Origin of the sequence: Streptomyces sp. NPDC014676, assembly GCF_043084105.1 — a bacterium.
Classification (GTDB): Bacteria; Actinomycetota; Actinomycetes; order Streptomycetales; family Streptomycetaceae; genus Streptomyces.
Map to the genome: position 1 here is coordinate 318,871 of NZ_JBIBZI010000009.1, position 25,809 is coordinate 344,679.

The window sequence follows — 25,809 nt, forward strand, 5'->3', positions numbered from 1 at the left end:
ATGGTGTTGAGGGACCGTCGCGCGGCGAGGGCTCCCCGGCCACGCCGGCCCGGCCGGGAGGGGGGTCCGGCTCGGGGGGCCTCCTCCGCATGGCCGGTCCGGGCGGGTACGCGACTTGGCAGCCCGCGTCCGGGGCCACGGTCAGCGGGAGGGCGCCGATCGAGGCGGGCTGGCCCACTCACGCCAGCACGGTGCCGAACTTCGCGGTCGGCTTGTCGAAAACGGCCCGCAGCTCCGGCTCGCTGTCGGGCAGCTGCTTGTCGAAGACCTTCTTCCCGGCCGGGATGTGCCCGTGGCCGTGATGGGTGCTTTTGCCGACGCCCAGGCCGAGGAACGTGCCCACGTCTCCGGTGTCGAACATCGCGCTCTTCCCGGGGCACTGAACGTGCCGGCCTCGGCCTCGGTGCCGTACTCGCGCATTCACGTCATGCGGACCTGCCCTCCGAGAGCCGCCCGGCGTTGCACCGGACCGGACGGTGGCCGGACCTCTCATCAACGTCTCCGACGGCACCTCCCGGGCATCCCATCGACAGGGGCACGGTCATGCCGGACCCGGAGGCCGGCGGCCCTCTTGCGGTACCGGGGAGAAGATGACGGGGACGGCACCCGGCCCCCACCGCTGCAGGAGGCGGTGTGCGCCGGTGAGCGGCCCACCGGGTCAGACCACACCGCCTGCGGATCGCGTACGCCACGGCCTGCGTGCGGTTACGCAGGCCGAGTCGCGTGATGACATCGTGCGGCACGCTTTTGATGGTCCGTTCGGAGTGGTTGAGCCGCCTGGCCACCTCCGACGTGGTCATGCCCTCCGCCAGCATGCGCAACACGCTCACCTCACAGGGGACAGCCCGGCGGCCCGCGCGCACTGTGCCTGGACCGCCCGCATGCGCTCCAGCAGCGTGTACACGAGAGAGGGGGACATCGGCGGCTCGCCGCGCAGCGCGCTCCACACGGCCTGCACCAGTTGGGCAGGGTGGAGTCGGTCCCGCAGCAGCACTCCGGTGACGCCGAGGGAGACCGCACGCCAGAGCGTGTCCTCGTCGATGGAGCCCACCACCAGCAGGACCGGTCGGCCCGGGTTGTCGGCGGCCTCGCCGACGAGGCGCAGGGCCTGGTCTCCGGCCGCGTCGGCGAACACGACGGCGACGCGCGCGTCACCCCGGTCCGCCCAAGCCACCAGCCGCACACCCTTGACCGTCGAGAGGAACGCCGCGGCGTCCTCCGCGGCGTCGGTGTCATCGGCCGTCAAGGTGAGTGTCAGCGGCGACGCGTCGCCAGGTCGTGGGTGCGCCGGCGCCCAGGGCGCGCGAAGTTCGTGTTCCTCTGCCCATCACCGCGTTGTTGACATGGCCGAGTGATCGCGTGACCGGGGACGCCAGTGTCGGTGCCGTCTCCGGACGATCGCACCTTAGGTGACCGATGCGAGCCTGCCATACGACGTAACACCCCGATGATACGTGGCATGTTCCCGAGAAACCCACATGTGTGAGTCCGGCGGGCCGTCGCGCTCACGGCCGGCCCAGCAGCTTCTCTTCCAGTGTGTCCCAGTCCAGTCGGTCCGACTCGGTGCCCCTGCGGACCCGTGCGAACGTTCCGTCCAGCCAGTTCAGGACCTCAGCCCGGTCCGCCTCGAAGGTGATGTGCTCCTCGGGCGTCCCGAAACTGAAGTACAGCTTGGGCCGCGAGGGCGCGAAGGAGCGGCGCGACGGCCAGATCCGGTAGGTCCCCGCCCCCCTGGGACCGTGAGCGGCCTGCGCCAGCAGGTCTCGGGAGAGTTCCCACCGGACCGGTGTCCGCCACCGCTGGTGCAGGGCGACCAGCACGGAGTACGGGGCGTCCGGGTCGTAGCGGAGGGAACAGGTCTGCCAGACCGGTCCGGTCTCCGTGAACAGGCGGCGTATCCGCATACGGTGGACGGGACGGAAGCCGCCGACGGTCCTCCCGTGTCCGTCTCCCGACTCCTGTGTGCCCATGCGAACTCCGCCCTTCGGTGTGCTGACGACAGACGTCATCCTCCGGTGAGGAGGCCGGGGGCGCATCGGTTGGACGACTGCCCGTCCGTGGCCGGCGCACGTGCGACGCGGCGCCCCAGGGGGGTGCGTCCCGGCCGTGTGCCCCGGCAGGGCGCGGTGGCCGCTTCGCAGTCATGTGACGGATTCCGACGAATCGCGGGTCGCTCAGGCTGGGAGCCCGGACGCCGTCCGCGTGCCACCGCCGACGCCGGCTCCCCACTTCCTGAGCGAAAGGCTCTTCACTCATGGTCTTCTCTCCTCCGCCGCCGGTCACGGCCGCGGCACCGCCCGCCCCGCGACTGGGCCGCGTCACGTTCATCGCCGCCGTGGCCGCCCTCGGCGGCTTCCTGTTCGGTTACGACAGTGCCGTCATCAACGGTGCGGTCACCGGCATCCAGCACCACTTCGGCGTGGGCGCCGGACGGACCGGCACCATCGTCGCCGTGGCCCTCCTCGGCTCGGCGCTGGGCGCGGCTGCCGCGGGCCGGCTGGCCGAGCGCGTCGGACGCCTCCGGGTTATGCGGATGGCCGCCGTCCTCTTCGCCGTCTCGGCCGTCGGCTCCGCCCTGCCGTTCTCCGCCTGGGACCTCGGCGCCTGGCGTTTCGTGGGAGGCATCGCCATCGGCCTGGCCTCCCTGATCGGGCCCACCTACATCGCGGAGGTCGCGCCACCGGAGTACCGGGGCCGCCTCGCCTCCTTCCAGCAGGCCGCCATCGTTCTCGGCATCACGGCCTCCCAGCTCGTCAACTGGGCCATCGCCCAGGGCACCGACGGGCGCAGCGAGGGCGCGCTCGGCCCCCTCGGCGCCTGGCAGTGGATGCTGCTCGCGGCTTTCGTCCCCGCGGTCCTGTACTTCGTCCTGTCCACCCGCATCCCCGAGTCCCCGCACCACCTCGTGGCCCGGGGTCGGCTCGCGGAGGCCGGACGGGCGGTACGGGACATCGAGGGCCCGGACACCGACGCGGACGCCCGGCTGGCCGAGATCACCCGCTCGCTGCGCGACACCCACAAGCCCCGTGTCCGCGACCTGTTCGGCGGACGCGCCGGACTGCTGCCGGTGGTGTGGGCCGGCATCGGCCTCGCGGTCTTCCAGCAGTTGGTCGGCATCAACGTGATCTTCTACTACTCGTCCGTGCTGTGGCAGTCCGTCGGCATCGACCAGTCCGGGTCACTGCTGATCAGCCTCTCCACGTCCATCATCAACATCGTGGGCACGGTCGTCGCCATGCTGCTCATCGACCGGGTGGGCCGCCGACCGCTGGCCCTGGCCGGCTCCCTGGGCATGGCCGTCTCCCTCGCGCTCGCGGCGTGGGCCTTCTCCGGCACGACCGGCAGCGGCGACGACATCGGCCTTCCGGACCTTCAGGCAGGCGTCGCGCTCGTCGCCGCGCACGCCTTCGTGTTCTTCTTCGCGGCGTCCTGGGGCGTGGTGCTGTGGGTCATGGTGGGCGAGATGTTCCCGCTGCGCATCCGCGCGGCGGCGATCTCGGTGGCCACGGCCTTCAACTGGATCGCCAACTGGGCGGTGAGCGAGTCGTTCCCGGCGCTCTCCGAGTGGAATCTGTCGGCCGGCTACGTGATCTACGCTGCCTTCGCCCTGGTCTCGGCCTTCTTCGTCGCCTTCGCGGTCACCGAGACCAAGGGCACCAGGCTGGGCGGCGGCTGAGGCGAGCCCCGGCCGGTCCGTGCTCCGCCACGAGTGCGGACCGGCCCGCGGTGGGCCCCGGTCTCTGTCAGCAGGGCGTCCGGGCCGGCCGTCCCGGGCCATGGCGGAGACCGGCGAGTCCGGACCGTACGTCAGCTCCAGCACCTCGTGCCACGCTGCCGCCGAGCACCTGGAGAGCGTGTTCGCCGAGCGGCTGGCAGGGCTGTCGTCGCAGACCCGCCGGTTCCTGTTGTACGTGGCCGCCGCAGACGCCCCGGACATGCCGGCCGCCCTCCTGGCCGCTTCCGCCTCCGGAGGGCCGGACGCGTGGTCGATGGCGGAGCGGGCCGGCCTGGTGCGGGTGGAGAGCGGGCGCGTCGTCTTCCGACACCCGCTGGTGCGGTCGGCCGTCTATGGCCCGGCCTCCTTCGGCGAACTCCGGCAGGCGCACCTGGCACTCGCCGACCTGCTGAGCGACGACCCCGACCGGCAGGCCTGGCACCGGGCCGCCGCCACCCTGGTCCCCGACGAGGACATCGCGGCGGCACTGGCGCGGACGGCGGGACGCGCACGGCGACGCGGCGGTCACCGGGTGGCCGTTGCGGCCCTGGAACGGGCCGCGGCACTGAGCCCGGACGGTCAGGCACGGGCCCGGCGGCTGCTGGACGCCTGCGACCTGGCGATGAACGCGGGTGAACCCCTGTGGGTGGAGAAGCTGGCGGGCGGGGTCGCGGCGGCGACCGACGACGAGGCGATGCTCAGGTCGGCCACCCTGTGGACGGGCTGGGCGCTCGCCGCCACCACCCGGCAGAAGGCCGCGCTGTCCCACCTGCTGCCACTGGCGGACGAGACGGCGGACCGGGCGCCCGAGTCGGCACTGGTCGCCCTCGGACACGCCGCCATCATCGCCTACAACACCGGCGACGAGACCTACCGGCAGCACATGCTCCGGCTCCTGGCGCGCATCCCCGTCGACGTGGGAAACGACCACGAACGGCTGTGGACCCGCGCCTGCTGCGACCCCCACGGGGACCGCGAGGGGTTGCTCGCGTTCCTCCGGGACTGTCTGGCGCGATCCGAGCGGGACGCCGAGCGACTGACCGTGCTGGGCGCCGGCGCGTGGATCCTGGACGACACCACCGTCGCGGTCCGGCTGCTCGACGAGGCGATGGAACAGCTCAACGCCGTGACCACGGCCGGTTCCAACGCCACCCTCGGGCAAGCGCTGGCACTGGCCCAGTTCGAGGCCGGCGCCTGGGAGGCCGCCTGGTCCTGCGCCGAGGACGCCCGGCGGGTCGCCGCCGAGAACGGCCTCGACATGGCGGGCCGCGCCGCGATGTACGTCACCTCGGCCCTGCTGGCGCTGCGCGGCCAGGCCGACGAGGCCAGGGAGGTGATCGACCGGGCCGTGGCCGGGGTGGACCCGGCCCAGGGCCGCGCCCTCTGGGTCCGCGCACGCTGGGTCCGCGCGCTCGTGGCCGGAGTGGAGGGCAACCACCCGCTGGAGTACGAACTGCTGCGCGGACTGTTCACCGTGGGACCCGAGCCGAGCCCCGTGCACTACCACGCGCTCGGTGATCTCGCCGCGGCGGCCGTGCGGGTCGGCAAGCGGCAGGACGCGGCGGAGGTGCTCGCCGCGGCGCGGCGGCTGGACGGCCGGATGTCCCCCGGCTGCTGCTGCTCACCCGCCGTGCCGAGGCCGTCCTCACCGACGACGAGCGGGGGGCGGAGCTGTTCGAGGCCGCGCTCGGCGACTCCGCGGCGGAGCAGTGGCCCTTCGAGCGGGCGGTCGTCCAGCTCGAGTACGGGCAGTGGCTGCGGCGCAGACGGCGTACGGGAGAGGCTCGTACGGAGCTGTCCCGGGCACTCACCGTCTTCGAACAGTTGAACGCGCGGCCGTGGGAGGAGCGGACCTCCGCCGAGCTGCGGGCCTGCGGTGTCACCGTCCGCGGGGGCGACGGTGCCTCACGGGGGATCGAACGGCTCACGCCCCAGCAGCTGCAGATCGCCCGGCTGGCGGCCACGGGGCTCACCAACCGGCAGACAGGGGAGCGGCTGCTGCTCTCCGCCCGCACCATCGGCTTCCACCTCTACCAGGCGTATCCGAAACTGGGCATCACCGACCGGGCGCAGTTGCGCGACGCGCTCGGTGACACGAGGGCGCCCTGAGGCGCCGCGAAAGGTCAGCCTTGCGACGGGAACTGGGCGGCCGCGGAGGCGTACAGGGTGTAGGGGTTGCCGCGGTCCCCGTGCGCCCGGGTCATCGCCCGGACCACGTCACGGGCACTGGTGCCGGCCTCCACCGCCGCCTCGAAGTCGGTCAGGTAGCGGCGGGAGGCGGCGATGACCGCGGCGGCGTCCCGGTCGTCGGCGCCGGGGGGCTGGTGGCCGGCGACCAGCCGGGCCGGCCGGAGCGCCTCCAGCATGTCCAGGGCGCCGAGCCAGCGCTCGCGCGCCCGGGTGTCGGTCTGCGCCAGCCACATGTGGATGCCGTTGTAGGCGACGTCGCCGCCCACGACGGCGTCGAGGTCCGGCACGTGCAGGACGCTCGACGGATCGGTGTCGCTCTGCCCGACCCGCACCGGCCTCAGCTGATGTCCTTCGAGTTCGATGACGTCCCCCGTCAGCGCCCGCGGCGCCACGGGCCGGGCCGGCAGGGCCCCCGGGAACAACGACTCCCAGTACGCCAGGACCGGCCCGGTCAGCTGCTCCTCGGCGTGCGGCACGACCTCGGGCAGCGCCACCGCCTCGGCCTCCGGGAAGGCCTCCAGCACCACCGGCAGGCCGAGGAAGTGGTCGGCGTGCCCATGGGTGACGTAGACGGTCGTGAGGACCTTGCCGGTGGCGCGGACGAAGTCGGTGAGGCGGTGTGCCTCGGCGACGGTGATGAGCGCGTCGACGAGCACGGCCTCCCGCCGCCCGTGGACGAGCGTCGCCGTGCTGGCCGGCCAGGTCGCGCCCACCCCGCTGTCCCAGCCCGGCGCCGTGGCGGTGATGGGCTTGTAGTCACTGGTGAAGACGTCGATCGTCAGCATGGGGTGAGCTCCGTTCGTCGGCGGACCGGCGTCGCCGTTCGTGCCGGTCCGCCGACGGCGGACGGTGCGGTGACCCGGCCGTCCCCGACGGCCGCACGCGGGGCGGTGGTCGGGGAGGTACGGCGCGGGTGCGCCGCCTCGGCCACCCTAGGCACGGGAAGTGGAAGGACTGTGGAGTCCCCGCTCTTCCCGTGGTGCCCGGGGCGGCCGGGGGACGGTCAGAAGCCGGTCATCGTGATCTTGCCGATGGCCTTGCCGGACTCCAGGACACGGTGCGCCTCCCGCAGGTGCTCCGCGTTGATCTTCCCGAGGTCGGTGGTGGCCGTGGTGGTGAGGATCCCGGCGTCCACCAACCGGGCGATCTGGTCCAGGATGCGGCCCTGCTCGGCCTGGTCGGCGGTCCGGTGCAGCGACCGGGTGAACATGAACTCCCAGTGGAAGGAGATGCTCTTCGACTTCAGCAGACCGATCTCGACCGAGCCGAAGTCGTCGATGGCCACGATCCGACCGAAGGGCTTGATGAGGTCGGCGTAGGCGGCCAGGTTCTGCTCCGTACCGGTGGTGCCGAAGACGAAGTCCACGCCCTGCGGGGCGACTTCGCGCACCTGCGGGACGAGGGGCCGGCGGTGGTCGACGATGTGCGCGGCGCCCATCCGCCGGGCGAACTCGACGGTCTCGGGACGGGAGGCCGTGCCGATCACCGTCAGGCTGGTCAGGGCGCGGGCCAGCTGGGAGACCATCGCGCCGACGCCGCCCGCGGCGGCGGTGACCAGCAGGGCGCCCGACTGCTTCAGGGCGTCGGTGTGCAGCCCGAGGTGCTCGAACAGGCCCTCCCAGGCGGTCAGCGAGGTCAGCGGCAGGGCCGCCGCCTCCGCGAAGGAGAGCGAGGCGGGCTTGTGGCCGACGATGCGCTCGTCCACCGTGTGGAAGAGGGAGTTGGCACCGGGCCGGTCGAGGGCCCCGGCGTAGAACACCTCGTCGCCCACCTGGAACGACTCGACCTCGGCGCCGACGGCGACGACCGTGCCCGCCGCGTCCCAGCCGAGGACCTTGGGCTCGCCGCCCGGGTCGTTGCTCTGCCGGATCTTGTAGTCGACCGGGTTGACCGCGATGGCCTCGACCCGTACGAGCAGGTCGCGCGGCCCTGGCTGCGGCACCGGCAGGGTCGTGTCGACGAGGCTCTCCGCGTCGTCCACCGGCAGGCTCTTGCGGTAGGCGACGGCCGGCATGGTCTCGGGGATCTGGCTCATGACTGTTCCTCCTGGGGATCTCACAGCGGACTTCCGCTGTGCCCGTAACGTATCTTCGAGGAGGTAGTAACCTGCAAGGGATACTACTTCCCTAAGGGAAGTGAACTGGTGGGAGAGGCAGCCCAGGAAAGGGAGACCCCATGGTGACACTCTGCGAGTCCCAGCGGCACGACCATCACGACGTGTACGCCGCCCAGTGCCCGTGCCGTGAGGTGCTCGATCTCCTGGCCAACAAGTGGTCGGCGCTGGCCATCGGCGCCATGGAGGAGGGGCCGCAGCGCTTCGGGGCCCTGCAGAAGCGGCTCGAAGGGGTGAGTCCCAAGGTGCTCACCGCCACGCTGCGCCGTCTGGAGGACCGGGGCTTCGTGGAGCGGACCGTCTACCCCGCGGTGCCCCTGCACGTCGAGTACGAACTGACCGCGCTCGGCCGCAGTGTGGCCCAGCCCCTGGCGCAGCTGCGCGGCTGGGTGGAGGACCACATGGACGAGATCGCCTGACGGGCGCTCGCGCGCCCCGGCCCCGGTCACCGGCCCAGGAACTCGTTGACCTCGCGGGCGAAGTCCTCCGGGTGCTGGAAGAGGAATCCGTGCCCGGCGTCGCTGTAGAGGACGACCTTGGCGTCCGGCAGCCGCTGGGACATCGCGTACGTGGCGTAGGCGTGGATCATCACGTCGCGGGCGCCGTTGGCGGCCAGCACCGGCAGGGTGAGTTCCGCCTGCCGGTCCCAGTACCCCCGGAAACCGCTGATGGCCGCGATCTGGCCGCGGAACGCCTCGGGACCCACCACGGCCTTCGACTCCCTCAGTCGCCGGTCCAGGCGGCGCAGGGAGGCCAGTCCGGCCGCCCGTGCCCTCTCCGTCTCCGGGTAGAACAGGTAGAGGAAGTCCTCGTCGTCGTTGGCTCCCTTGCCGGTGATCTGCGCGACGCGCGCCGGAGGCGGAGGCAGGTCGGGCACGCCGCCGGGCGAACTGCCGGCCACCACCAGCCGGTTCACCAGACCGGGCGCGGTCAGGGCCACGCCCTGGGCGACGATGCCGCCCATCGACCAGCCCAGGACGTCGACGTCCTCGAGCCCCAGGGCGCCGATGAAGGCCAGGGAGCCGTCGACCAGGCCTTCCATGGTGGTCGGCGGCTCACCGGTGGAGAAGTTGGTGCCGCGGTTGTCGAATACGACGACCTCCCGCTCGGCCGCGAGCAGGTCCAGCAGCGCCGGGTCCCAGTGGTCGATCGTTCCGCGCAGACGCATGTGCAGGACCAGCGGCCGGGTGCCGGCCCGTCCGAAGCGGCGGTAGGCGAAGCGCTCGCCGTGCGGCCCCGTCACGTACTGGGTCTCGGCCTGGTCGGCCAGGTAGGCGGGCATGGAATCTCCTGTCGTGTGGCTGGTGTCCGGCGCGGTGGACGCGAGGCGCCGACGGGCCGGACCGGGGAGGGAAGCAGCCTCCCGGCGGCCGTACCACCAGCATGAACCGGTCTTGTGGACATTTAGTGGGCCGCGTCTTGAGGCCGGGCGACCCCGGTCGCACCCGGGCTACCGCGCGGCCTGTTCACGGGCGAGTGCGACCGCGTCCCGGAGGGAACCGCGGTGCGGGGCCCGTGGCCGGGCAGGACGGTGCCGGCGTCCAGCGACTCCAGCGGGACAGGGCGCCGAGGGCGGCCGATACGTCGGTGTGGAACATGTCGGGCAGCAGTTGCGGACCTGACCTGCGAGGCGTCGGGTGGGCCGTGACCAACGCGTCCCGGCTGACCACGATGCCCAGGGAGGGCAGGTGGTACGCGCAGTGGCCGCCGGTGTGCCCCGGTGTGTGCACGGGCACCGGGCAGGTCGAGGGCGCCCGTCGTGCCGAACGCCCGCGGCTCGATCACGGGCACGCGCGCCGAGCCCTTCCGAGCGGACGGCGTGCACCGCCCACGGCACCACGCCGGGACGCCAGGCGTTGGCCGGCACCGATCCGACCGACACTTGGTGCAGGAACTCGCGCCGAGCGTGCGGCACTTCACCCGCGTGCACGAGGACGGGAATGCCGTGCTCGGTGCGCAGCCGCTCGGCCGCGCCGATGTGGTCGTTTGCGCGCGTGGGTGACGAGGGGCGCCGTGACGTCGCTCGGTCGGACCCCCACGGCACCGAGCGGAGCGACGACCCGGTCGTGGTCACCGGGGTAACCGGTGTCGATGAGAAAGGCTGCGTCGCCCTCCTTGAGAATCACCCAGTCGGTGTTGCTTCCCGAGACCAGGAACACCCGGTCGTCGGCGGGGGCGATGCTCTCCATGAGCGGGAACGCCGGGCATGACCCCTCCTCCTGACGGCGCACCGCACGCACACCGCGCGACCACGGCCGGCGGGCACGCGGTCCGCGGGACATCGCACTGCGTCGGGCGCACATGTATCAAAGGCCGGGAGCTTGCCATACTTCCGGTAACAAGATCAAAGTGAAACACGTATCTCACTGCCCACCCATGACAGTACGACTCTCACCGGGAGCACCATGCCTTCCTCCGAGGACCGCCTCGACCAGGCGGCCGACGCATACGCGTCGCATCTGCGCGACTGCCGTCAGTGCCGGGCGGACGGGCGGGAGTGTCCGGCCGCGAAGTTCCTGCGCCGCGCGCACAACAACCTGCTGCGCGAGGCGCGCCGCGGTTCCGCGGCGGCGCGACGGTGACCGTCAGGCACGGGTGGGCAGGGCCAGGTACTGGTGCACCGACCGGACGGCGCTCGCACCGTCGCCGGCAGCGGCGGCCACCCGCTTCAGCGACGCGGTCCGCACGTCACCCGCGGCGAACACACCCGGCACGCTCGTCTCATAGGGCAGCGGCGCACGCCCCGCGTCCCGCCAGCGCGGCCCCAGGTCGGCGTCCGACAGCGCGAGGTCGGTGCGGACGAACCCGTTGTCGTCCAGCGCCACCCCCGTCAGCCAGTCGGTGGCCGGCTCGGCACCGATGAAGCAGAACAGACCGGCGCAGGCGATCCGGCGCACCGGGCCACCGTGCCGCGTCAGTGTCACCGCCTCCAGCCGCTCGGCGCCGTGCAGCGCCGACACCTGCGTGCCCGTCAGCACCGTGATGCGCGGGTCCCCGAGGACGCGGTCCACCAGGTACGCGGACATGCGGGTGCCCAGGTCCCCACCGCGGACCACCAGGGTCACCGCCCGCGCGTGGCGCGCGAGGTGCAGCGCCGCCTGCCCCGCCGAGTTCGCCCCGCCGACGACGGCGACCGGTGCGCCGGCCACCGTCTGCGCCTCCATGTCCGTGGCCGAGTAGTGGATGCCGCGCCCGGTGAGCTCGCTCCACCGGTCGACCGGGAGGGTGCGGTAGGCGGCACCGGTGGCGAGGACCACGGCCCGGGTCCGGATCCGCGCCCCGTCGGAGAGGGTGACCACATGCCCCCGCGCGCCGGGTTCCAGCGCGACGACGGTGCACGGACTGGCGATCCTGGCGCCGAACTTCAGAGCCTGCACGGCGGCGCGCGCGGTGAGGTCCGCGCCGCTCAGCCCGAACGGGAAGCCGAGGTAGTTCTCGATGCGCGCGCTGGTGGCGGCCTGGCCGCCGGTGGCGACCGCGTCGAGCAGCACCGTTTCCAGCCCCTCGGAGGCCCCGTGCACGGCGGCCGCCAGCCCGGCGGGTCCTGCGCCCACCACGGTCAGGTCGGCGGTACCGCTGCCGGTGTCACGGAAGGACAGGTTCAGCCGCTCGCTGAGCGCGCCGGGGGTGACGCCCGTCAGCACCTCGGCCCCTATCGAGGCGACCGGCAGGTCGGCCGCGGTCAGCCCGGCGGCCCCGAGCAGGGCCGCTCCCTCCGCCGAGCCGTCCGGCACCCAGGAGTGGGCGACCCCTTGGCGGGCGAGGAAGGTACGCAGCCGCAGGCCCGCGGCCGAGTCCGGGTCGCCCACCATCCGCAGCGTCTGGGCGGTCGCCTGCCGCAGCAGCCGGCGCCGGGCCAGGAAGGAGCGCAGGAGCAGGTCCGACAGCTCGGTCTCCCGCGCCATCAGCAGCCGGAACGACCCGGCGTCCACCCGGTGCACGGTGCCCGGTCTGCGCACCCGTACCCGCAGGTGCCGGCGCTGACCGGTGAGCAGCCCGAGTTCACCGACGAACTGGCCGGGTCCGTACCGCAGCAGGACCTCGTCCCGGCCCGGAGCCGGGGACGGCCGCACCGCCTCCAGCCGGGCGCTGCCGCACAGGAGGAGGTCACCGCAGTCGTCCCCGACGTCGAACAGCACCTGCCCGTCGGTGACCTCCTCCGGCTCCGCGTACCGGACCGCCCGGGTCAGCTGCTCCTCGGTCAGCCGGACCGAGGCCAGGCCGACGAGGTCCTCGGGTCGGTCGCCGATCTCGGGAAAGGAGGTCGCCATGGAGGTGATCCCTTCGACGCGCGTCGCGCGCCTTGCTCGTGCTGTCGGGGAGGTGGAGCCGGTCGGGGGACGGACGCGTCCGTGCCTCAGAAGTCGGCGCGGGACAGCAGTTCCTCGGTGGTGAGCACGTCGTGGGCGATGAGCGCGTAGCGGTTCACCATCTGCTCGTAGGAGCCGGCGTCGCCGTCGGGCGCGGTGGCGTCCTTGACGAGGGTCACTCGGTAGCCCCGCTCCATGGCGCTGCGGGCGGTGGACTCCACGCACATCGTCCCGATCATGCCCGCCACGGCGATGTGCTCGATGCCGCGGCGCTTGAGCTGGATGTCAAGGTCGGTGGTGGCGAAGACGTCGAGGTTCTTGTGTGGGGCGATCGTCACGTCACCGGGGCCGGGCCGGAGATCGGGGTGGAACTCGGCGCCCCAGCTGCCCGCCTCGAACATGCGGTTGTCGAACATCATGCGGTGGATGCCGGAACGGTGCTTCCAGTCGTCGTACTCCTCGTCGGTGTAGGACATCGGCGAGAAGAAGGCCGGGTAGCCCTTGTGCCGGAAACCGGCCAGCAGCCGCCTGAGGTTGTCCAGGGTGCCTATGCGCTCGAACTCCGCCTTGAAGCCCGGGTAGCCCTTGCCGCCTTCGGCGAAGACCTCGTTGACGGTGTCGATCAGGACGAGACCGATCGGGGCGGATGTACTGGTCATGCGGACGTTCCTTTCGTTCTGCCGCACCGCGGCGGTGCGGACGGGCGGGCCCGGGGGGGCTTTCGCTGTCAGCGTGTCAGCGGGTGACGGGAGCGCCATCGGTTGTTTGACTGCCGACCGGGCCCACGCCGTACGTTTCCGATCCGCGCGGCACCTGGAAGCGGGCCCGGTGCGGTGCCGGGGGAGCCGTCGAGGCGGCCGGGGCCGTGGCGTTGACCGCGGCCGCGAGGACCGTGAGCAGGGTGATGCCGCCCATGGCGGCGAGTTGCCGCAGGGCGGTGGAGAAGCGACGGGGGACGGCACGGCGTCCGGAACCGTCGGGCGGCAGCGCGGAGGAGACGGAGGGGGCGGGCACGGAAGGTTCCCGTCTGGCTGTAGGCCGCCCCGTAACGGGGGGGCGGACGCGTCGGTGGTCGGGGACCGAGTGAACCGCGTGGACGAACCGCCACGCTTCGGTCGATCGACCGACGTTCCGGGCCGGGCCATCTCCCTCGGCACGGGCACATGTCTCATCCCCCTCTATGCACACACGTGTGAGTCAGTGACAATGGACACGGCCTGGGCACACGCCCACGGAACGCCCAGGCCGCCTTTCCCCCGCAGCCCGCGAGCAAGGTGGCCCCATGACGCGACGCCGTACCCGCCACGTCCTCACGACGGTCGTCCTCGGCGCGGCCACCCTGGCCGGTCTCACCGTGACCGGCCAGCCGGCCTCGGCGACCGCTTTCCCCTGGGGCATCTCCCTCTACACGGGCTCCGGCCTGACGGGCACACAGACCGTCGTGGATCTCGACGACACCTCGTGCCACAACCTCTCCGAGCCCGCCCTGTCCGCCGTGGACGTGTCGGACTCGAACCTGTACGCCTACTACAACCCGGACTGCCGTACGGGCCTGCCGGGGCAGAGCGGCGACTCGTACTTCATCGTCGGCAGCCTGCACAGCGCGGAGTTCGCGCTGCCCGTGGTCAGTTACCGAGTGGTCCACAACGATTAGGACCGGCGTCCGCCTCGCCCCAGCAGGGCGGCCTCCAGGGCGTCCCAGTCGAGCAGGCGGCTCTCGTCGCCGGCCGGCACCAGCGCGTACGTGGCGTCCAGCCACCGCCGCACTCCGCTCAGCCCGGTCTCCAGACACACCCGGCCCTCGGGACGCAGGAGGGTGAAACGGAGGGCACCGGCCGCCCCGTACCGGTCGCCGACCGGCCGGACCCGGAAGTCACCCTCCCCGCTGGCGCCGCGGGTTCCCCGGTCCAGCAGTTCCCGGGACACGACCCAGGTCACGCGTAGATCGGCCACCGGGTCCACGAAGAGGTCCAGGGTGACGGCGTAGGGATCGTCCAGGGTGTAGCGCAGGCGGCAGCGCAACGTGTCGGGACCCGCGGGGACGAACAGCCGCCGGACCGTCGTGACGAGAACCGGGGGAACACGGTCGTCCCGGGTCCCGGGGCCGGCGAAGGCGCTTCGGTCGTTCATCGGGTGCTCTCTCTCCCGTCGGGGGCACGCTTTTCGGTCAGGTACGCGCGCTGACGTCCCCCATCCTGGGCAACCCCCGTCCGGGTGCGCATCGGTAGAATGACTGCGGATGAAACGGGGTGAACACCGTCCCCGTGACTCACGCGGGGGCCGGTCCTCGCCGGTGCGCAAAGGGCTAATCCCGGCCATTGGCGGCGTTTGTGACGCCCCGGCCTGTCGCCCCGCCCACCGTGACGGCGGCGGAGGCGACCGCCGGTCCGGCTCCCGGGTCCCGGTCCGCCCACCGCGGCGGCGGTGGGCCGGCACCCGGACGGTCAGACCCGGTCCGCACCGGCGCGACGGGGGCCCGGTCCGGACCGGGCCCCGCGCGCGACCCGACGTCAGGGGTCCAGGTGAACAGCGTCCGCGGGCAGGCGCCCGGCCGCCGGAGAACCGTATGGGCACGCCCACCCACCCGTCCTCCCTCACCGGGCGGACGCAGGGCGGGAACTCCTCCCGGTTCCCGCTGCGCGACTTCCTGCGCACCGAGACCGGCAGCGCCGCCGTCCTGGCCGTCGCGGTGGTCGCCGCCCTGGCCCGGGCGAACGTCGCGCCGGGCGGGTACGAGTCGTTCTGGCGGACGGACCTGTCCGTGACGGTCGGCGGCCACGGTGTGCTGCTGCACCTGCGGGAGTGGGTGAACAGCGGCCTGATGACTGTCTTCTTCGGCCGGCACCCCCACCTTCTTCGTCGACGGACGCAGGCACGACAGCGCCTACGACATCGCCGCGCTGTCGGCCGCCGTGCGCGCCGTCCGCGCCCGCGCCGCCCTGGACGCCGTGTGACACGGGCGCGGGCGCACACCGCGAGAGCCCCCCGGGCAGGTGTCCCGGGGGGCTCTCGCGGTGTGCGGCCGGTGGCGTTCTCCTCCCGGGGGACGCCACCGGCGCCGGATCACTTGGCGAGGAAGGCGAGGAGCGCCTCGTTGACCTCGGCGGCGTGGGTCCACAGCAGACCGTGCGGGGCGCCGTCGATCTCGACGTAGTCGGCGTGCGGAAGGGCCTTGTGGAAGGGACGGGCGGTCGAGTCGATGGGCAGGATGTTGTCGGCGGTGCCGTGCAGGATCAGAGCGGGCACGTCGATCTTGGGGATGTCGGCGCGGAAGTCGGTCGGCCAGGTCAGGGGAGCGGCGGAGGCGGCGTGGGAGCCACCGGCGGCGGCGGTGTTCCAGCTGTTGCGGACGGCCTCATCGCCGATGCGGGTGCCGAGGTTGTCGTCCAGGTTGTAGAAGTCCCGGTAGAAGGCGGTGTAGTAGGCGTAGCGGTCGTTCTTGACCGTGTCGGAGATGTCCTGGAAGAAGGACTGGTCGGCGGCGCCGTCGGGGTTGTCGTCGGTCTTCAGCAGGAAGGGCTCCAGGGAGGCGAGGAAGGCCGCCTTGGCGACGCGGGCGGAGCCGTAGGTGCCGAGGTAGCGGCCGACCTCGCCGGTGCCCATGGAGAAGCCGACGAGGGTGACGCCCTGGAGGTCGAGGGTTTCCAGGACGGTGTTGAGGTCGGCGGCGAAGGTGTCGTAGTCGTAGCCGGTGGTGGGCTGCGAGGAGCGGCCGAAACCGCGACGGTCGTAGGTGATGACCCGGTAACCGGCGTCCAGGAGCGCGGCGGTCTGCTTCTCCCAGGAGTGTCCGTCCAGCGGGTAGCCGTGGATCAGGACGACCGGACGGCCGGTGCCGTGGTCCTCGTAGTACAGCTCGATGTCGGTGGTGTTCTCCTGGCCGACGGTGATGAACGGCATGGTGCTCTACCTCCACGGTGGTCGGGCCGCCGGTGCGGCGCCGAGTACGGGTCCAGCATCACGGCGCACGGCGGCGCGGGGATCCGTCTAACGACTTACGGGTTGGGGCGGCGTGACTCAAAGGGGAGACGGTCAGGCCCTCGTGGAGCCAGGCACACACCCGACCGGGCACATGTGTTTAACTCCGGCGAACCCTGTAGAACATGTATCTCGGGCTCTCAGGAACGGAGCCCGGCGCACGCCGATGCCCAGGAGCCGGGTGCGACGACCTGTCGAGGAGTCTCCCGATGAAACCGGTGGTCTGGATCCCGTACGAGCCCAAGGACCTGCCGGGGCTGTCCGACGGACTCGACCGCCATTACTGGGACGGCACGGACACCTGTCCCACACCTCCGGAGGAGGTCCGCTTCCTCACCGGTTTCCCCGGGGCGGGCGGCTACGAGCCGCTGGTCACGATGGTCTCCCGGGCCAGGCGTCTGCAGGTGCTGCAGGTCCTCAGCTCCGGCCACGATCACCTGATACCGCATCTGGGCCTGCTGCCGCCGAGGGCCTGCTGTGCACCGGGCGCGGTGTGCACGCCGAACACGGTCGCCGCCGGCTGACCGCCGGGCCGCGCCCACACCTGCCGTCCGGCTCACCCGTACCGCCTGCCATGCACGCACCTTATGGATATCCGCAAGAACAAGCATTGGCCTCATCGCCGCACGAGGGCGAGAGTTGATCCAGCCCCGCACACCGGCCCGGTGCCGGTCCCGACCAAGGAGAATCCCGTGAGCAGCACGTCCCCCACCCCCACCGGCGCCACCCTCAAGCGTGCCGGCCAGCGTCTCGTCGTCGTCGGGGCCGGCTCGGCCACCGGACGCCGCCTCGCCCGGACCGCCTCCGCCGAGGGAGCCGACCTGGTCCTCGCGGGCCCGGACCTCACCAAGCTGGAGGAGACGGCCGCCGAACTGCCGGGCACGGCCCGTACCGTCCGCTTCGACATCACCGACGAGGCGTCGATAGCGCACCTGGCCGAGGAGGTCGGCGCCTTCGACCACTTCGTGTCCACGGCGGCCGTGCCGGCCAACGGGCCGCTGTCCGAACTCGTCCCCGAGGACGTCCAGCGCGCCTTCGCGGCCAAGGTGATCGGCCCCCTGTTCCTCGCCAAGCACCTCGCCGGACAGGCCCGGGAAGGCGGCTCCCTCACCTTCTTCTCCGGCGTGGCGGCCTGGCGTCCCGCCCCCGAGCGGACCGTGATGGCCACCACCAACGGCGCCCTCGCCTTCCTGGTCCAGGCCCTCGCCGTGGAGATCGCACCGCTCCGGGTCAACGCCGTGTCCCCGGGTATCGTCGACAGCGGCGCCTGGGACAAGCTCGGCGCGGACAAGCGGGCGTTCCTGGAGTCGGTGGCCGCGAGCAACCCGGCCCGCCGGGTCGGCACCCCCGACGACCTCGTCGCCGCGGTGCTGTTCGCCATCGACAACCCGTACGTCACCGGCACCGTCCTGCACGTGGACGGCGGCGGACGCCTGGCCTGACCCACCGGCCCACCCCTGCACACAACCCCACCAAGGAGAAGCGCATGTCCGACCGCCACACCGGGCCCATCGTCCTCGTCGCCCGCATGAAGGCGCGCCCCGGCAAGGAACAGGAACTGTGGGACGCGCTGCCCGCTCTGGTGTCCGCCACCCGCCAGGAGGACGGCTGCCTCACCTACGTGCCGCACGAGGGGCTGGACGACCCCGGCCTGCTCGTCATGCACGAGGTGTGGCAGAGCGAGGAGCACCTGCGGGCCCATTCCGCCAGTGCCCACCTGCGGGCCTTCGCCGAACGGGCGGCGACCCTGACGGTGAACGGCATCGAGATCGAGCGGCTGGCCGAGATCGAGCTCTAGACCGTCCCGTTCGGGGGCCGCGGGCGTCACGGTGGTCAACGGGCCCTGGCACTCAGTCATTCGACGGAAGCGTGCCGGGGCCGTCCGCGGTCCACTGGACCGGTACCGACCGGCACCTCACGACCTCCGCGGTCACGAGGGCGACGAGAAACACTGGAGTCACCCATGTCCATACCCGCCCCCACCTCGCACACCGGCCCGGGCCGCAGGACGGTCCTCGGCCTGTCCCTCGTGGTCGGAGGGGCCCTGGCGGCCGGCGCCGCGCCGGCCGCGGCCCGCCCCGGTACGGGCGGCGGCCACCACCAGCCCCGGCTGGAGACGGTCGCGACCTTCGACGGCGCGATGCCCACCGGGGTCACGGTGTCCCGCTCGGGCCGGATCTTCGTCAACTTCCCGCGCTGGGGCGACGACGTCCCGTTCTCGGTGGCCGAGATCCGGGACGGCAAGGCCGTCGCCTACCCCGACCGGGCCCTCAACCGGCCGGACACCTCGCGCCCCGAGCGGCACCTCCTCGGCGTGCAGAGCGTGGTCGTCGACGCCGCCGAACGGCTGTGGGTCGTGGACACCGGCCGCGTCGAGTGGGCCGACGCGCCCTACGGCGGACCGAAGCTGGTCGCCATCGACCTGGCCACCGACCGGGTGGTCCGCACCATCCTGCTGCCCCGCTCCGTCGCCGGGCCGCGCAGCTTCATCAACGACGTCCGCTTCGACCTGAGCCACGGCTACGCCTACCTCACCGACGCCACCCCGGACGGCCCCAACGGACTGATCGTCGTCCACCTGGCGAGCGGCACCTCCTGGCGCTGCCTGGACGACGCGCCGTCCACCCGCCCCGTTCCCGGGTTCGTCCCCGTCGTCGAGGGCCGCCCGCTGACGAACAGCCCGGACGCCACCACGCCCGCCACGCCCGTCAACATCGGCGCGGACGGCATCGCGCTCAGCCCCGACGGTGAGTGGCTGTACTACTGCCCGCTCTCCAGCCGCCGCCTGTACGCGGTGCGCACCAGGGACCTGGTCCGCGCGCGGTCGGACCGCGGCGTGTCCGCCATACCCGTGCGCGATCTGGGCGCCAAGGGCATGTCCGACGGCCTGGAGACCGACCGGGCCGGCCGCGTCTACGGCGGTGACCTGGAGAACAACGCCATCGTCCGTCGTGAACTCGACGGCACCTACCGCACCCTGATCCGCGACGAGCGCCTGGTGTGGCCCGACACCCTGTCCGTCGGCCATGACCGGAACCTGTACGTCGTCGCCAACCAGCTCAACCGCCAGGCCGCCTACAACGGCGGCGTGGACCTGCGGGTCAAGCCGTACGCGCTGTACCGCTTCCCCATCGGCAGCGGACCCGCCCGCCGCTGACCCGGCGGCACGAGGACCGGCGGCCGTACCGGCACCCCAGGTGCCCGGTACGGCCGCCGGTCGCGTGTGCCCCGTGCTCAGGCGCCGGTGGTGAGCACCATGCGGAAGCGGGCCCGGTTGTCCATCATGCGCGCGTACGCATCGGCCGCCCGTTCCAGCGGCATCTCCTCGACGTGCGGCCGGACCCCGGTCAGCGCGGCGAACCGCAGGGTGTCCTCGATGTCGGCCGCGGTGCCGCTGGGCAGCCCGGAGATCCTCTTCGACAGGTCGATCAGCTGCAACGGGCTGATCCGCATCGGCTCCGGGTCGACACCCAGGACGACCAGTTCACCGTCCGGCCCCAGACCGTCGACGGCCGCCGACATCGTCTCCGAGTCGCCCGCCGTGGCGAGCACCGCGCGCGCTCCGCCGAGGGCCTGCAGGGCAGGGCTCATCTCCTCGGCCGTGGAGTCGATGTAGTGGTGCGCGCCCAGTTCCTCGGCGAGCGCCCGCTTCTCCGCGCCCCGCGCGATGACGACCGTCTCGAAGCCCATCCGGACAGCGAACTGCACGCCCAGGTGCCCCAGTCCGCCCAGTCCGAGGACCGCCACCAGGTCGCCCGGCCCCGCGCCCGAGCGGCGCAGGGCGTTGAAGGTGGTCACCCCCGCGCAGGCCAGGGGCGCCGCGTCCACCGCGCTGATCCCGTCCGGGATCCGGGCCAGGGCGTTGGCGGGGACGTTCAGAGCTTCGCCGTAGCCGCCCGGGTAGGCCCAGCCGGGCACCTTGAGTTCGGTGCAGTGGATGAAGTCACCCCGGCGGCAGGGCACGCAGTGGCCGCAGTGGCCGCCGAACCAGCCGACGGCGACCCGGTCACCGACCTGCCAGTCGGTCGTGTAAGCGCCGACGGCGTCGATCCGGCCGGCGATCTCGTGTCCCGGGGTCACCGGGTGGGCCAGGCCCGGCACCAGCCCCTCGACCATCAGCGAATCGGTGTGGCACACCCCGCACGCCTCGACGGTGACGCGCACTTCGAAGGGGCCGGGGTCGGGGACGTCGCGCCGGCCGGTGCGCAGGGCACCGGCCGGCTGGTCCACCAGGACCGCGCGGACAGATGACATGACAGGAACCTCCTGCTGATCGATGGCGGGGGAAACTGCGGTACGGCCTTCAGCCCAGGACCTCGATGGTTCCGGTCAGCAGGGCGAGCGGGGGGAGGGGGGCCGCCCGGCAGGGTGACGCGTGAGTGGACCCGGGCCGCCTTCGAAGTCCTCCAGGCGCGTGACGGTGGCGACCGGGCCGGGAACACCCGGGACGAATTTCCACGGGTCCTCGCCAGGATCACGCGGCCCAGCGGCGGGACCATCCGTCATCCGACGTACGGCCTCGCAGGCCGGTGTCCCCCTCCCGGCCCGGGCACGACCGGACAGGCGGCGGCGGTCAGTCCGGGAACCCCGCAACGGCACACCTGTCCCGCTCATATGCGTCTCGCCTGGGACCGGTAGTCGTTTGACGGATGCCCCGCACCACTCGTCCTCCGCAAGCTATTCCCGGCATACGCGACAGAAGCCACCCAGCCAAGGAGGAGCAGTGGCCACCAAACGCGACATGATCGTGCGCCCCGCGCACGATCTGGGCGGACTGCCGGCCGGACCGGTCGTCCCGTCCGATCACGAGATGACGCCCTTCGAGAAGAGCTGCCACGCGCTGCTCAACGTCCTCGCCGCGCACAAGCTCGTCAACACCGAGGAGAAGCGTCGCGGGGTGGAGGACCTCGGAGCCGAGATCATCGGCGAACTCACCTACTACGAGCGGTGGGCCGTCTCCGCGTCCAAGGTGCTGATCGAGAAGGGCGTCATCACCTCGGAGGAACTGGGCGCCAGGATGAACGAGATCAGGGACCGGCTCACGGAGGCCGCCGCATGAGTACCCGCTTCATGCCGAACCAGTGGGTCCGCATCGCCGACCGCAACGCTCCGGGCCATGTGCGCACCCCGGTCTACGTCCGCGGCAAGGAGGGCCGGATCGAGCGCGTCCTGCCCCGCTTCCTCAACCCCGAGCGGGAGGCGTACGGCGTCAACGAGGGCGGCGAGGTCCGTCTGTACCGGGTCCGCATCGAGCAGTCGGCGCTCTGGCCCGACTACGACGGGCCGGCGGACGACGTCCTGGAACTGGAGATCTACGAGCACTGGCTGGAGCAGGTCGACGACCGCTCCGGCGCGGAAGGACGATGACGTCGATGACGAACGCCCGCGAGACCGGCATCGTCGACCACGGTGACCACACGCACGGCGCCCCGGGTGCCCCGGACCCGCACGCCCCCATCGAGACGGTCGCCGAGGAACCCGACTACTTCGACGTCCTGCACCAGGCCATCCGCGAACTCCTCGTCGACAAGGGCCTGATCACCGCGGACGAGGTACGCGCCATGGTCGAGACGCTCGACGCGCACCGGCCAACGCTCGGCTCCGCCCTGGTCGCCCGGGCCTGGACGGACACGGACTTCAAGGAACGCCTGCTCGCCGACGGCACCGCCGCCATCGAGGAGTTCGGCATCGACAACTACGACGGCACCAGGCTGATCGTGCTGGAACAGACACCCGAGGTGCACAACCTCGTGGTGTGCACCCTCTGCTCGTGCTACCCGCGTCCCGTGCTGGGCCTGCCCCCGGACTGGTACAAGAGCCGTCCCTACCGGGCCCGCGCCGTCCGCGAACCGCGCGCGCTGTTGCGTGAGTTCGGAACGGAGGTGCCGCAGGACGTGACCATCCGCGTCCACGACAGCAACGCCAACATGCGCTACCTGGTCCTGCCGATGCGCCCCGCCGGGACCGAAGGCCTGAGCGAGGAGGAACTCGCCGCCCTCGTCACCCGGGACACGATGATCGGCGTCACCACGCCCAGGCTGCCGTGACCGGGTTCCGCCGGCGGCCGGACGGCCCCACGGCGGCGGACACCCACGACCCGCCCGCCGCGCCCGCCGCGCGGTGGGCGGTCCGGGGCCGGCCGCTGTCCTCGTACCTCGCGGAGGCGCTGGGCTCGGCCTGGCTCGTGCTGGCGGCGCTCACCGCGGTCTCCCTCACCATGCGGGCCGACGGCGCCTACCTCTCCTCGTGGCCGCTCCTGCCGCGCCTGGCCGTTGTCGGCGTCTCGGTGGGCGGCGTGGTGGCGGTGTTCGCCCTCACCCCGCCCGGCAAGGAGTCCGGCGCCCACCTCAACCCGGCGATCAGCCTCTTCATGGCCCTGCGCGGTGTCCTCGGTGTCGCCGACCTGATCGCCTACGGCGTCTTCCAGCTGACCGGTTCCGTCCTCGGGGTGCTGCTCGCCCGGACGCTTTGGGGAGAGCGGGTCACCGAGGTGCACTACGGGCTGATCCAGCCCGGCACCGGCTGGGACGGCTCCGTCGCGGTGGTCCTCGGTGAACTCCTCAGCACCGCCGTCCTGCTGTGGGTCCTGGCCGCCATGACCAGCCGGCCCCGGCCGCGCTCCACACCATGGGTGCTCGGCGCCGTCGTCGCGGCGCTGATCACGTCCACCGGCTCCCGGACCGGGGCCGGCTTCAACCCGGCGCGCAACTTCGGCCCGCACGTCGTCTCGGGCGACTACCACCTGTTCTGGGCCTACATGCTGGCGCCCCTGGCCGGAGCCGCGGTGGCCGCCTCCGTACCGGCCCTCCTGGGTGCCCGCCCGGCCTGGACCCACCGGGTCTGCTGTGCCCGGGACATCCACCGTCACCACCCGCGCCCGCCGCGCTCGCGGCACCGCGCTCCCACTTCCTCCCGGTGATCCCATGCTCCGTACCCACAACGGCCCCGCGACGGCCGTCCCCGACCACACCGACGAAATCCTGTGCCGGCAGGCGCGCCGCATCGTCACCTCGCTCGACCTCCACGACGTGGAACTGGCACCCGACCTCGTCCACGCCCTGCTGCGCGCGGGCTTCGGCATCCAGACCGACACCCCGACCGGAGGTGCCCTGACCGGGGGAGTGGAGATCCGCTCCTGCCCCGAGCACTACGGGCCGGGGTCCCTCCTCGTCAGCTGGGCCCCGCACGAGGCGGCGTACACCCCGCTGGACCCGCGCGTCACCCACGTCGAGGGCCTCATGACGTGCGCGCTGCTGGACACCGTGCGGGCCCTGGGCTTCCGGGCCGAGCGGCTGGGCGCCTCCTACTCGGTCCAGGTCCAGCCCTGGGGGTCCCGTGCCTCGGACTGAGACGGCCACCCGATCCGCCCGGGCGCTCACGAGCCACCGGAGCACGGTCCTGCTGGTCTCGGCGGTCGTCGCCGTCACCGTCGCCGCCTTCGCCGCACTGGCCGGCGCCGTCTCCGGGCACCGCTTCTCCGTCGGCGCCCAGGTCTTCGGCACCGGCCTCGGCCTGACGGCGTACATGCTCGGCGTCCGGCACGCCTTCGACGCCGACCACATCGCGGCCATCGACAACACCACCCGCAGGTTCCTGGCCGAAGGGCGGCCCTCGGCCCACCTCGGCTTCTGGTTCGCCCTGGGCCACTCCTCGGTGGTCGTGCTGCTCAGCCTGCTGACCGCCCTGGGGGCCCGCCTGGCCTCCCGGCTGACCGACGCCTCCTCCACCGCCCACCAGGTCCTGGGCGTGCTCGGCACGTCCGTCTCCACGGCCTTCCTGCTGCTGCTGGGTGTCCTCAACCTGCTGGCCCTGCGCCGCATCGCGGCCCTGTACCGGTCCGCGCGCCGGGGTGACCACGACGAGGCGCGCCTGGACGAGGTACTGGACGACCGGGGACTGCTCTCGCGTCTGCTGCGCCGGCTGACCGCGTCGACCACGCGCCCCTGGCACCTGTTCCCGCTCGGCCTGCTCTTCGGTCTGGGCTTCGACACGGCCACCGAGGTGTCCCTGCTGGTCCTGTCCGGCGCGGGTGCCGCCTCCGGCGTCCCCTGGTGGGCGCTGATGCTCCTCCCGCTCCTGTTCACCTGCGGGATGACGCTCTTCGACACCCTCGACGGCGCCTTCATGTCGGCCGCGTACCGGTGGGCGTTCGTCCACCCGCTGCGCCGCATCCACTACAACCTCACCACCACCGGCCTCTCGGCCGCCGCGGCCCTCCTGGTCGCCGCCGTGAACCTGGTGACGCTGCTGGGCGACGGCGTCCCCGCCCTCGGCCGGGCCCTGCCCTGGCTGGTCGGCATCGACCTCAACACCGTCGGCTACCTGATCGGCGCCCTCTTCCTCACGGCCTGGCTCAGCTCCTTCCTGCACTGGAAGGCCGTCGGTGGACGGGCCCTGGCCCCGTCGCCGGACCCGGAGGCGTGAGCCGGCGCCCGCCCGGTGGACCTACCGCCCGGCCACGGGCAGTTCGCCGTACTGGCCGCCGCGCACACGCTCCGGTGCGAACAGCGCGCCGAGCGCGGCGACCTCGCCGGCCTCCAGGGTGAGGTCCGCCGCCGCGGCGTTCTCCCGCAGGAACTCCGCTCGTTTCGTCCCCGGGACCGGCACGACGGCGTACGGCTGGGCCAGCAGCCAGGCCAGGGCGACCTGGCCGGGTGTGGCCCCCCGCTCCCGGGCGAACCGCTTCAGTCCGTCCACCAGCCGCAGGTTGTGCGGCAGGTTGCCGGGCGAGAACTTCGGCAGGGTGCTGCGGAAGTCGTCGCCGTCCAGGCGGGTGCCGGGGCCGACCCGGCCGGTCAGCGCGGCCCTGCCGAGCGGGCTGTACGGCACCAGTGTGATGCCCAGTTCCCGGCAGAGCGGCAGGATCTCGTCCTCCACCCCCCTCTCCCACAGGGAGTACTCGCTCTGCAGGGCGGAGACGGGTGCGGTACGGGCCGCGCGGCGCAGCTCGTCGGGGCCGGCGTTGCTCAGCCCGAGCGCCGTGACCTTGCCCTCCACGACCAGTTCGGCCATGGCGCCGACGGTCTCCTCGACCGGGACGCCGGGGTCGAGCCGGTGGCAGTAGTACAGGTCGATGTGGTCGGTGCCGAGCCGGCGCAGGCTGGCCTCGCACGCGGAGCGGACGTACGCGGGGGTGCCGTCGTAGACGACCCGGCCGTCGTCCGAGGGCCGGGCGCCGAACTTGGTGGCGATCACGGCCCGGTCCCGGCGGCCCCGGACCGCCTCGCCGAGCAGTGTCTCGTTGTGACCGAACCCGTTGGTGTCCGCCGCCGCCCCGACGGCACCGTAGACGTCGGCGGTGTCGAGGAGGTTCACGCCCAGGTCGAGGGCGAGCCGCACGGTGGCGATCGATCCCGCGCGGTCGGCGGGCCCGTAGAACTGGGACATGCCCATGCAGCCGAGCCCGATCGGGCCGACGCGCAGGCCGCTGACGCCGAGGGTGACGTGTGAGGTGTGCACGGTGATGCTCCCGTCTGCCGCGGCGGAGCAGGGCGTGCCCCATC

Annotated in this window: 29 protein-coding genes and 3 pseudogenes; 17 read left to right on the forward strand and 15 right to left on the reverse strand. The window is 72.6% G+C overall.

Annotation, left to right across the window (positions count from 1 at the left end; all coding sequences use genetic code 11):
* Positions 1–82: 82 nt before the first annotated feature.
* The 4 genes and pseudogenes from ACF1DX_RS25505 to ACF1DX_RS25520 form a co-directional block, all read right to left on the reverse strand.
* A pseudogene (locus ACF1DX_RS25505) lies at positions 83–361 on the reverse strand (transposase); the annotation flags it as partial.
* 64 nt (positions 362–425) lie between these two features.
* A complete protein-coding gene (locus ACF1DX_RS25510) occupies positions 426–815 on the reverse strand; it encodes a helix-turn-helix transcriptional regulator (protein WP_391793526.1) in 390 nt (129 codons plus the stop codon).
* Positions 816–826: 11 nt separating this feature from the next.
* Positions 827–1,246 carry a hypothetical protein gene (locus tag ACF1DX_RS25515; protein ID WP_391793448.1) on the reverse strand — a complete coding sequence of 140 codons (420 nt, stop codon included), beginning with the start codon at positions 1,244–1,246 and terminating at the stop codon, positions 827–829.
* 259 nt (positions 1,247–1,505) lie between these two features.
* Positions 1,506–1,970, reverse strand: coding sequence for an SsgA family sporulation/cell division regulator (locus tag ACF1DX_RS25520; protein ID WP_391793449.1), 465 nt, complete (start codon positions 1,968–1,970; stop codon positions 1,506–1,508).
* 284 nt (positions 1,971–2,254) lie between these two features.
* On the opposite strand from ACF1DX_RS25520, the gene ACF1DX_RS25525 reads away from it, so the two are divergent.
* From ACF1DX_RS25525 to ACF1DX_RS25535, 3 genes are all read left to right on the forward strand, one after another.
* Complete coding sequence (locus tag ACF1DX_RS25525) at positions 2,255–3,676, forward strand: sugar porter family MFS transporter (RefSeq protein WP_391793450.1); 1,422 nt, start codon at positions 2,255–2,257, stop codon at positions 3,674–3,676.
* Positions 3,677–3,776: 100 nt separating this feature from the next.
* Positions 3,777–5,543, forward strand: coding sequence for a tetratricopeptide repeat protein (locus ACF1DX_RS25530; protein WP_391793451.1), 1,767 nt, complete (start codon positions 3,777–3,779; stop codon positions 5,541–5,543).
* On the forward strand, positions 5,540–5,824 hold the full coding sequence (locus ACF1DX_RS25535; RefSeq protein WP_391793452.1) for a helix-turn-helix transcriptional regulator: 285 nt from the start codon (positions 5,540–5,542) through the stop codon (positions 5,822–5,824). Before ACF1DX_RS25530 ends, ACF1DX_RS25535 begins: the two co-directional genes overlap by 4 nt.
* A 14-nt stretch (positions 5,825–5,838) precedes the next feature.
* Here the strand turns inward: ACF1DX_RS25535 and ACF1DX_RS25540 are convergent, their stop codons facing one another.
* Positions 5,839–6,690, reverse strand: a complete 852-nt coding sequence (locus ACF1DX_RS25540; RefSeq protein ID WP_391793453.1) for an MBL fold metallo-hydrolase — start codon at positions 6,688–6,690, stop codon at positions 5,839–5,841.
* Positions 6,691–6,908: 218 nt separating this feature from the next.
* Positions 6,909–7,940 (reverse strand): zinc-binding alcohol dehydrogenase family protein, encoded by a 1,032-nt coding sequence (locus ACF1DX_RS25545; RefSeq protein WP_391793454.1) that lies wholly within the window; start codon positions 7,938–7,940, stop codon positions 6,909–6,911.
* 140 nt (positions 7,941–8,080) lie between these two features.
* Here ACF1DX_RS25545 and ACF1DX_RS25550 point away from each other — a divergent pair, with 140 nt between their 5' ends.
* Entirely contained in the window at positions 8,081–8,437 is a 357-nt protein-coding gene (locus ACF1DX_RS25550) for a winged helix-turn-helix transcriptional regulator (protein ID WP_391793455.1), read from the forward strand.
* 26 nt (positions 8,438–8,463) lie between these two features.
* On the opposite strand, the gene ACF1DX_RS25555 is transcribed toward ACF1DX_RS25550, so the two are convergent.
* On the reverse strand, positions 8,464–9,300 hold the full coding sequence (locus ACF1DX_RS25555; protein WP_391793456.1) for an alpha/beta fold hydrolase: 837 nt from the start codon (positions 9,298–9,300) through the stop codon (positions 8,464–8,466).
* Positions 9,301–9,468: 168 nt separating this feature from the next.
* Positions 9,469–10,207 (reverse strand): annotated as a pseudogene (locus ACF1DX_RS25560) (MBL fold metallo-hydrolase).
* A 216-nt stretch (positions 10,208–10,423) separates the two neighbouring features.
* Here ACF1DX_RS25560 and ACF1DX_RS25565 point away from each other — a divergent pair.
* Positions 10,424–10,600 carry a hypothetical protein gene (locus ACF1DX_RS25565; protein WP_391793457.1) on the forward strand — a complete coding sequence of 59 codons (177 nt, stop codon included), beginning with the start codon at positions 10,424–10,426 and terminating at the stop codon, positions 10,598–10,600.
* 3 nt (positions 10,601–10,603) lie between these two features.
* Here ACF1DX_RS25565 and ACF1DX_RS25570 read toward each other — a convergent pair whose 3' ends face one another.
* From ACF1DX_RS25570 to ACF1DX_RS25580, 3 genes are all read right to left on the reverse strand, one after another.
* The gene (locus tag ACF1DX_RS25570) at positions 10,604–12,289 is read right to left on the reverse strand and encodes an FAD-dependent oxidoreductase (RefSeq protein ID WP_391793458.1); all 1,686 of its coding nucleotides are present in this window, start codon (positions 12,287–12,289) and stop codon (positions 10,604–10,606) included.
* Between the two features lie 86 nt (positions 12,290–12,375).
* A complete protein-coding gene (locus ACF1DX_RS25575) occupies positions 12,376–12,987 on the reverse strand; it encodes a cysteine hydrolase family protein (protein WP_391793459.1) in 612 nt (203 codons plus the stop codon).
* A gap of 76 nt (positions 12,988–13,063) precedes the next feature.
* Positions 13,064–13,342: a hypothetical protein gene (locus ACF1DX_RS25580; RefSeq protein ID WP_391793460.1), complete on the reverse strand. Its 279-nt coding sequence runs from the start codon at positions 13,340–13,342 to the stop codon at positions 13,064–13,066.
* Positions 13,343–13,610: 268 nt separating this feature from the next.
* Between ACF1DX_RS25580 and ACF1DX_RS25585 the strand changes: the two genes are divergently transcribed.
* Positions 13,611–13,982 (forward strand): hypothetical protein, encoded by a 372-nt coding sequence (locus ACF1DX_RS25585; protein ID WP_391793461.1) that lies wholly within the window; start codon positions 13,611–13,613, stop codon positions 13,980–13,982.
* Here the strand turns inward: ACF1DX_RS25585 and ACF1DX_RS25590 are convergent.
* Positions 13,979–14,458: an SsgA family sporulation/cell division regulator gene (locus ACF1DX_RS25590; protein ID WP_391793462.1), complete on the reverse strand. Its 480-nt coding sequence runs from the start codon at positions 14,456–14,458 to the stop codon at positions 13,979–13,981. The genes ACF1DX_RS25585 and ACF1DX_RS25590 overlap by 4 nt on opposite strands.
* A 436-nt stretch (positions 14,459–14,894) precedes the next feature.
* Here ACF1DX_RS25590 and ACF1DX_RS25595 point away from each other — a divergent pair.
* Positions 14,895–15,164, forward strand: a pseudogene (locus ACF1DX_RS25595) (Na+/H+ antiporter NhaA); the annotation flags it as partial.
* Between the two features lie 227 nt (positions 15,165–15,391).
* On the opposite strand, the gene ACF1DX_RS25600 reads toward ACF1DX_RS25595, so the two are convergent.
* Complete coding sequence (locus ACF1DX_RS25600; protein WP_391793463.1) at positions 15,392–16,228, reverse strand: alpha/beta fold hydrolase; 837 nt, start codon at positions 16,226–16,228, stop codon at positions 15,392–15,394.
* 287 nt (positions 16,229–16,515) lie between these two features.
* On the opposite strand from ACF1DX_RS25600, the gene ACF1DX_RS25605 reads away from it, so the two are divergent.
* The 4 genes from ACF1DX_RS25605 to ACF1DX_RS25620 all read left to right on the forward strand — a co-directional run bounded on the left by ACF1DX_RS25605 (position 16,516) and on the right by ACF1DX_RS25620 (position 19,463).
* On the forward strand, positions 16,516–16,830 hold the full coding sequence (locus tag ACF1DX_RS25605; RefSeq protein WP_391793464.1) for a hypothetical protein: 315 nt from the start codon (positions 16,516–16,518) through the stop codon (positions 16,828–16,830).
* Between the two features lie 168 nt (positions 16,831–16,998).
* The gene (locus tag ACF1DX_RS25610; RefSeq protein ID WP_391793465.1) at positions 16,999–17,748 is read left to right on the forward strand and encodes an SDR family oxidoreductase; all 750 of its coding nucleotides are present in this window, start codon (positions 16,999–17,001) and stop codon (positions 17,746–17,748) included.
* 44 nt (positions 17,749–17,792) lie between these two features.
* Positions 17,793–18,104 carry a putative quinol monooxygenase gene (locus tag ACF1DX_RS25615; RefSeq protein WP_391793466.1) on the forward strand — a complete coding sequence of 104 codons (312 nt, stop codon included), beginning with the start codon at positions 17,793–17,795 and terminating at the stop codon, positions 18,102–18,104.
* Positions 18,105–18,269: 165 nt separating this feature from the next.
* Positions 18,270–19,463, forward strand: a complete 1,194-nt coding sequence (locus ACF1DX_RS25620; protein ID WP_391793467.1) for an L-dopachrome tautomerase-related protein — start codon at positions 18,270–18,272, stop codon at positions 19,461–19,463.
* Between the two features lie 77 nt (positions 19,464–19,540).
* Here ACF1DX_RS25620 and ACF1DX_RS25625 read toward each other — a convergent pair whose 3' ends face one another.
* Positions 19,541–20,560: an alcohol dehydrogenase catalytic domain-containing protein gene (locus ACF1DX_RS25625; protein WP_391793468.1), complete on the reverse strand. Its 1,020-nt coding sequence runs from the start codon at positions 20,558–20,560 to the stop codon at positions 19,541–19,543.
* Between the two features lie 469 nt (positions 20,561–21,029).
* Here ACF1DX_RS25625 and ACF1DX_RS25630 point away from each other — a divergent pair, with 469 nt between their 5' ends.
* The 6 genes from ACF1DX_RS25630 to ACF1DX_RS25655 are packed head-to-tail and all read left to right on the forward strand — an operon-like array spanning position 21,030 to position 24,730.
* Positions 21,030–21,365 (forward strand): nitrile hydratase, encoded by a 336-nt coding sequence (locus tag ACF1DX_RS25630; RefSeq protein WP_359338844.1) that lies wholly within the window; start codon positions 21,030–21,032, stop codon positions 21,363–21,365.
* Positions 21,362–21,673 (forward strand): SH3-like domain-containing protein, encoded by a 312-nt coding sequence (locus tag ACF1DX_RS25635; RefSeq protein WP_391793469.1) that lies wholly within the window; start codon positions 21,362–21,364, stop codon positions 21,671–21,673. Before ACF1DX_RS25630 ends, ACF1DX_RS25635 begins: the two co-directional genes overlap by 4 nt.
* 5 nt (positions 21,674–21,678) lie before the next feature.
* Positions 21,679–22,353, forward strand: a complete 675-nt coding sequence (gene nthA / locus ACF1DX_RS25640) for a nitrile hydratase subunit alpha (RefSeq protein ID WP_391793470.1) — start codon at positions 21,679–21,681, stop codon at positions 22,351–22,353.
* On the forward strand, positions 22,350–23,225 hold the full coding sequence (locus tag ACF1DX_RS25645; protein ID WP_391793471.1) for an aquaporin: 876 nt from the start codon (positions 22,350–22,352) through the stop codon (positions 23,223–23,225). Before nthA ends, ACF1DX_RS25645 begins: the two co-directional genes overlap by 4 nt.
* A gap of 4 nt (positions 23,226–23,229) precedes the next feature.
* Positions 23,230–23,655 carry a hypothetical protein gene (locus tag ACF1DX_RS25650; RefSeq protein WP_391793472.1) on the forward strand — a complete coding sequence of 142 codons (426 nt, stop codon included), beginning with the start codon at positions 23,230–23,232 and terminating at the stop codon, positions 23,653–23,655.
* Complete coding sequence (locus ACF1DX_RS25655) at positions 23,642–24,730, forward strand: HoxN/HupN/NixA family nickel/cobalt transporter (RefSeq protein ID WP_391793473.1); 1,089 nt, start codon at positions 23,642–23,644, stop codon at positions 24,728–24,730. The genes ACF1DX_RS25650 and ACF1DX_RS25655 overlap by 14 nt, the downstream gene beginning before the upstream one ends.
* 21 nt (positions 24,731–24,751) lie before the next feature.
* Here the strand turns inward: ACF1DX_RS25655 and ACF1DX_RS25660 are convergent, their stop codons facing one another.
* Positions 24,752–25,765: an aldo/keto reductase gene (locus tag ACF1DX_RS25660; protein WP_391793474.1), complete on the reverse strand. Its 1,014-nt coding sequence runs from the start codon at positions 25,763–25,765 to the stop codon at positions 24,752–24,754.
* Between the last annotated feature and the right edge of the window lie 44 nt (positions 25,766–25,809).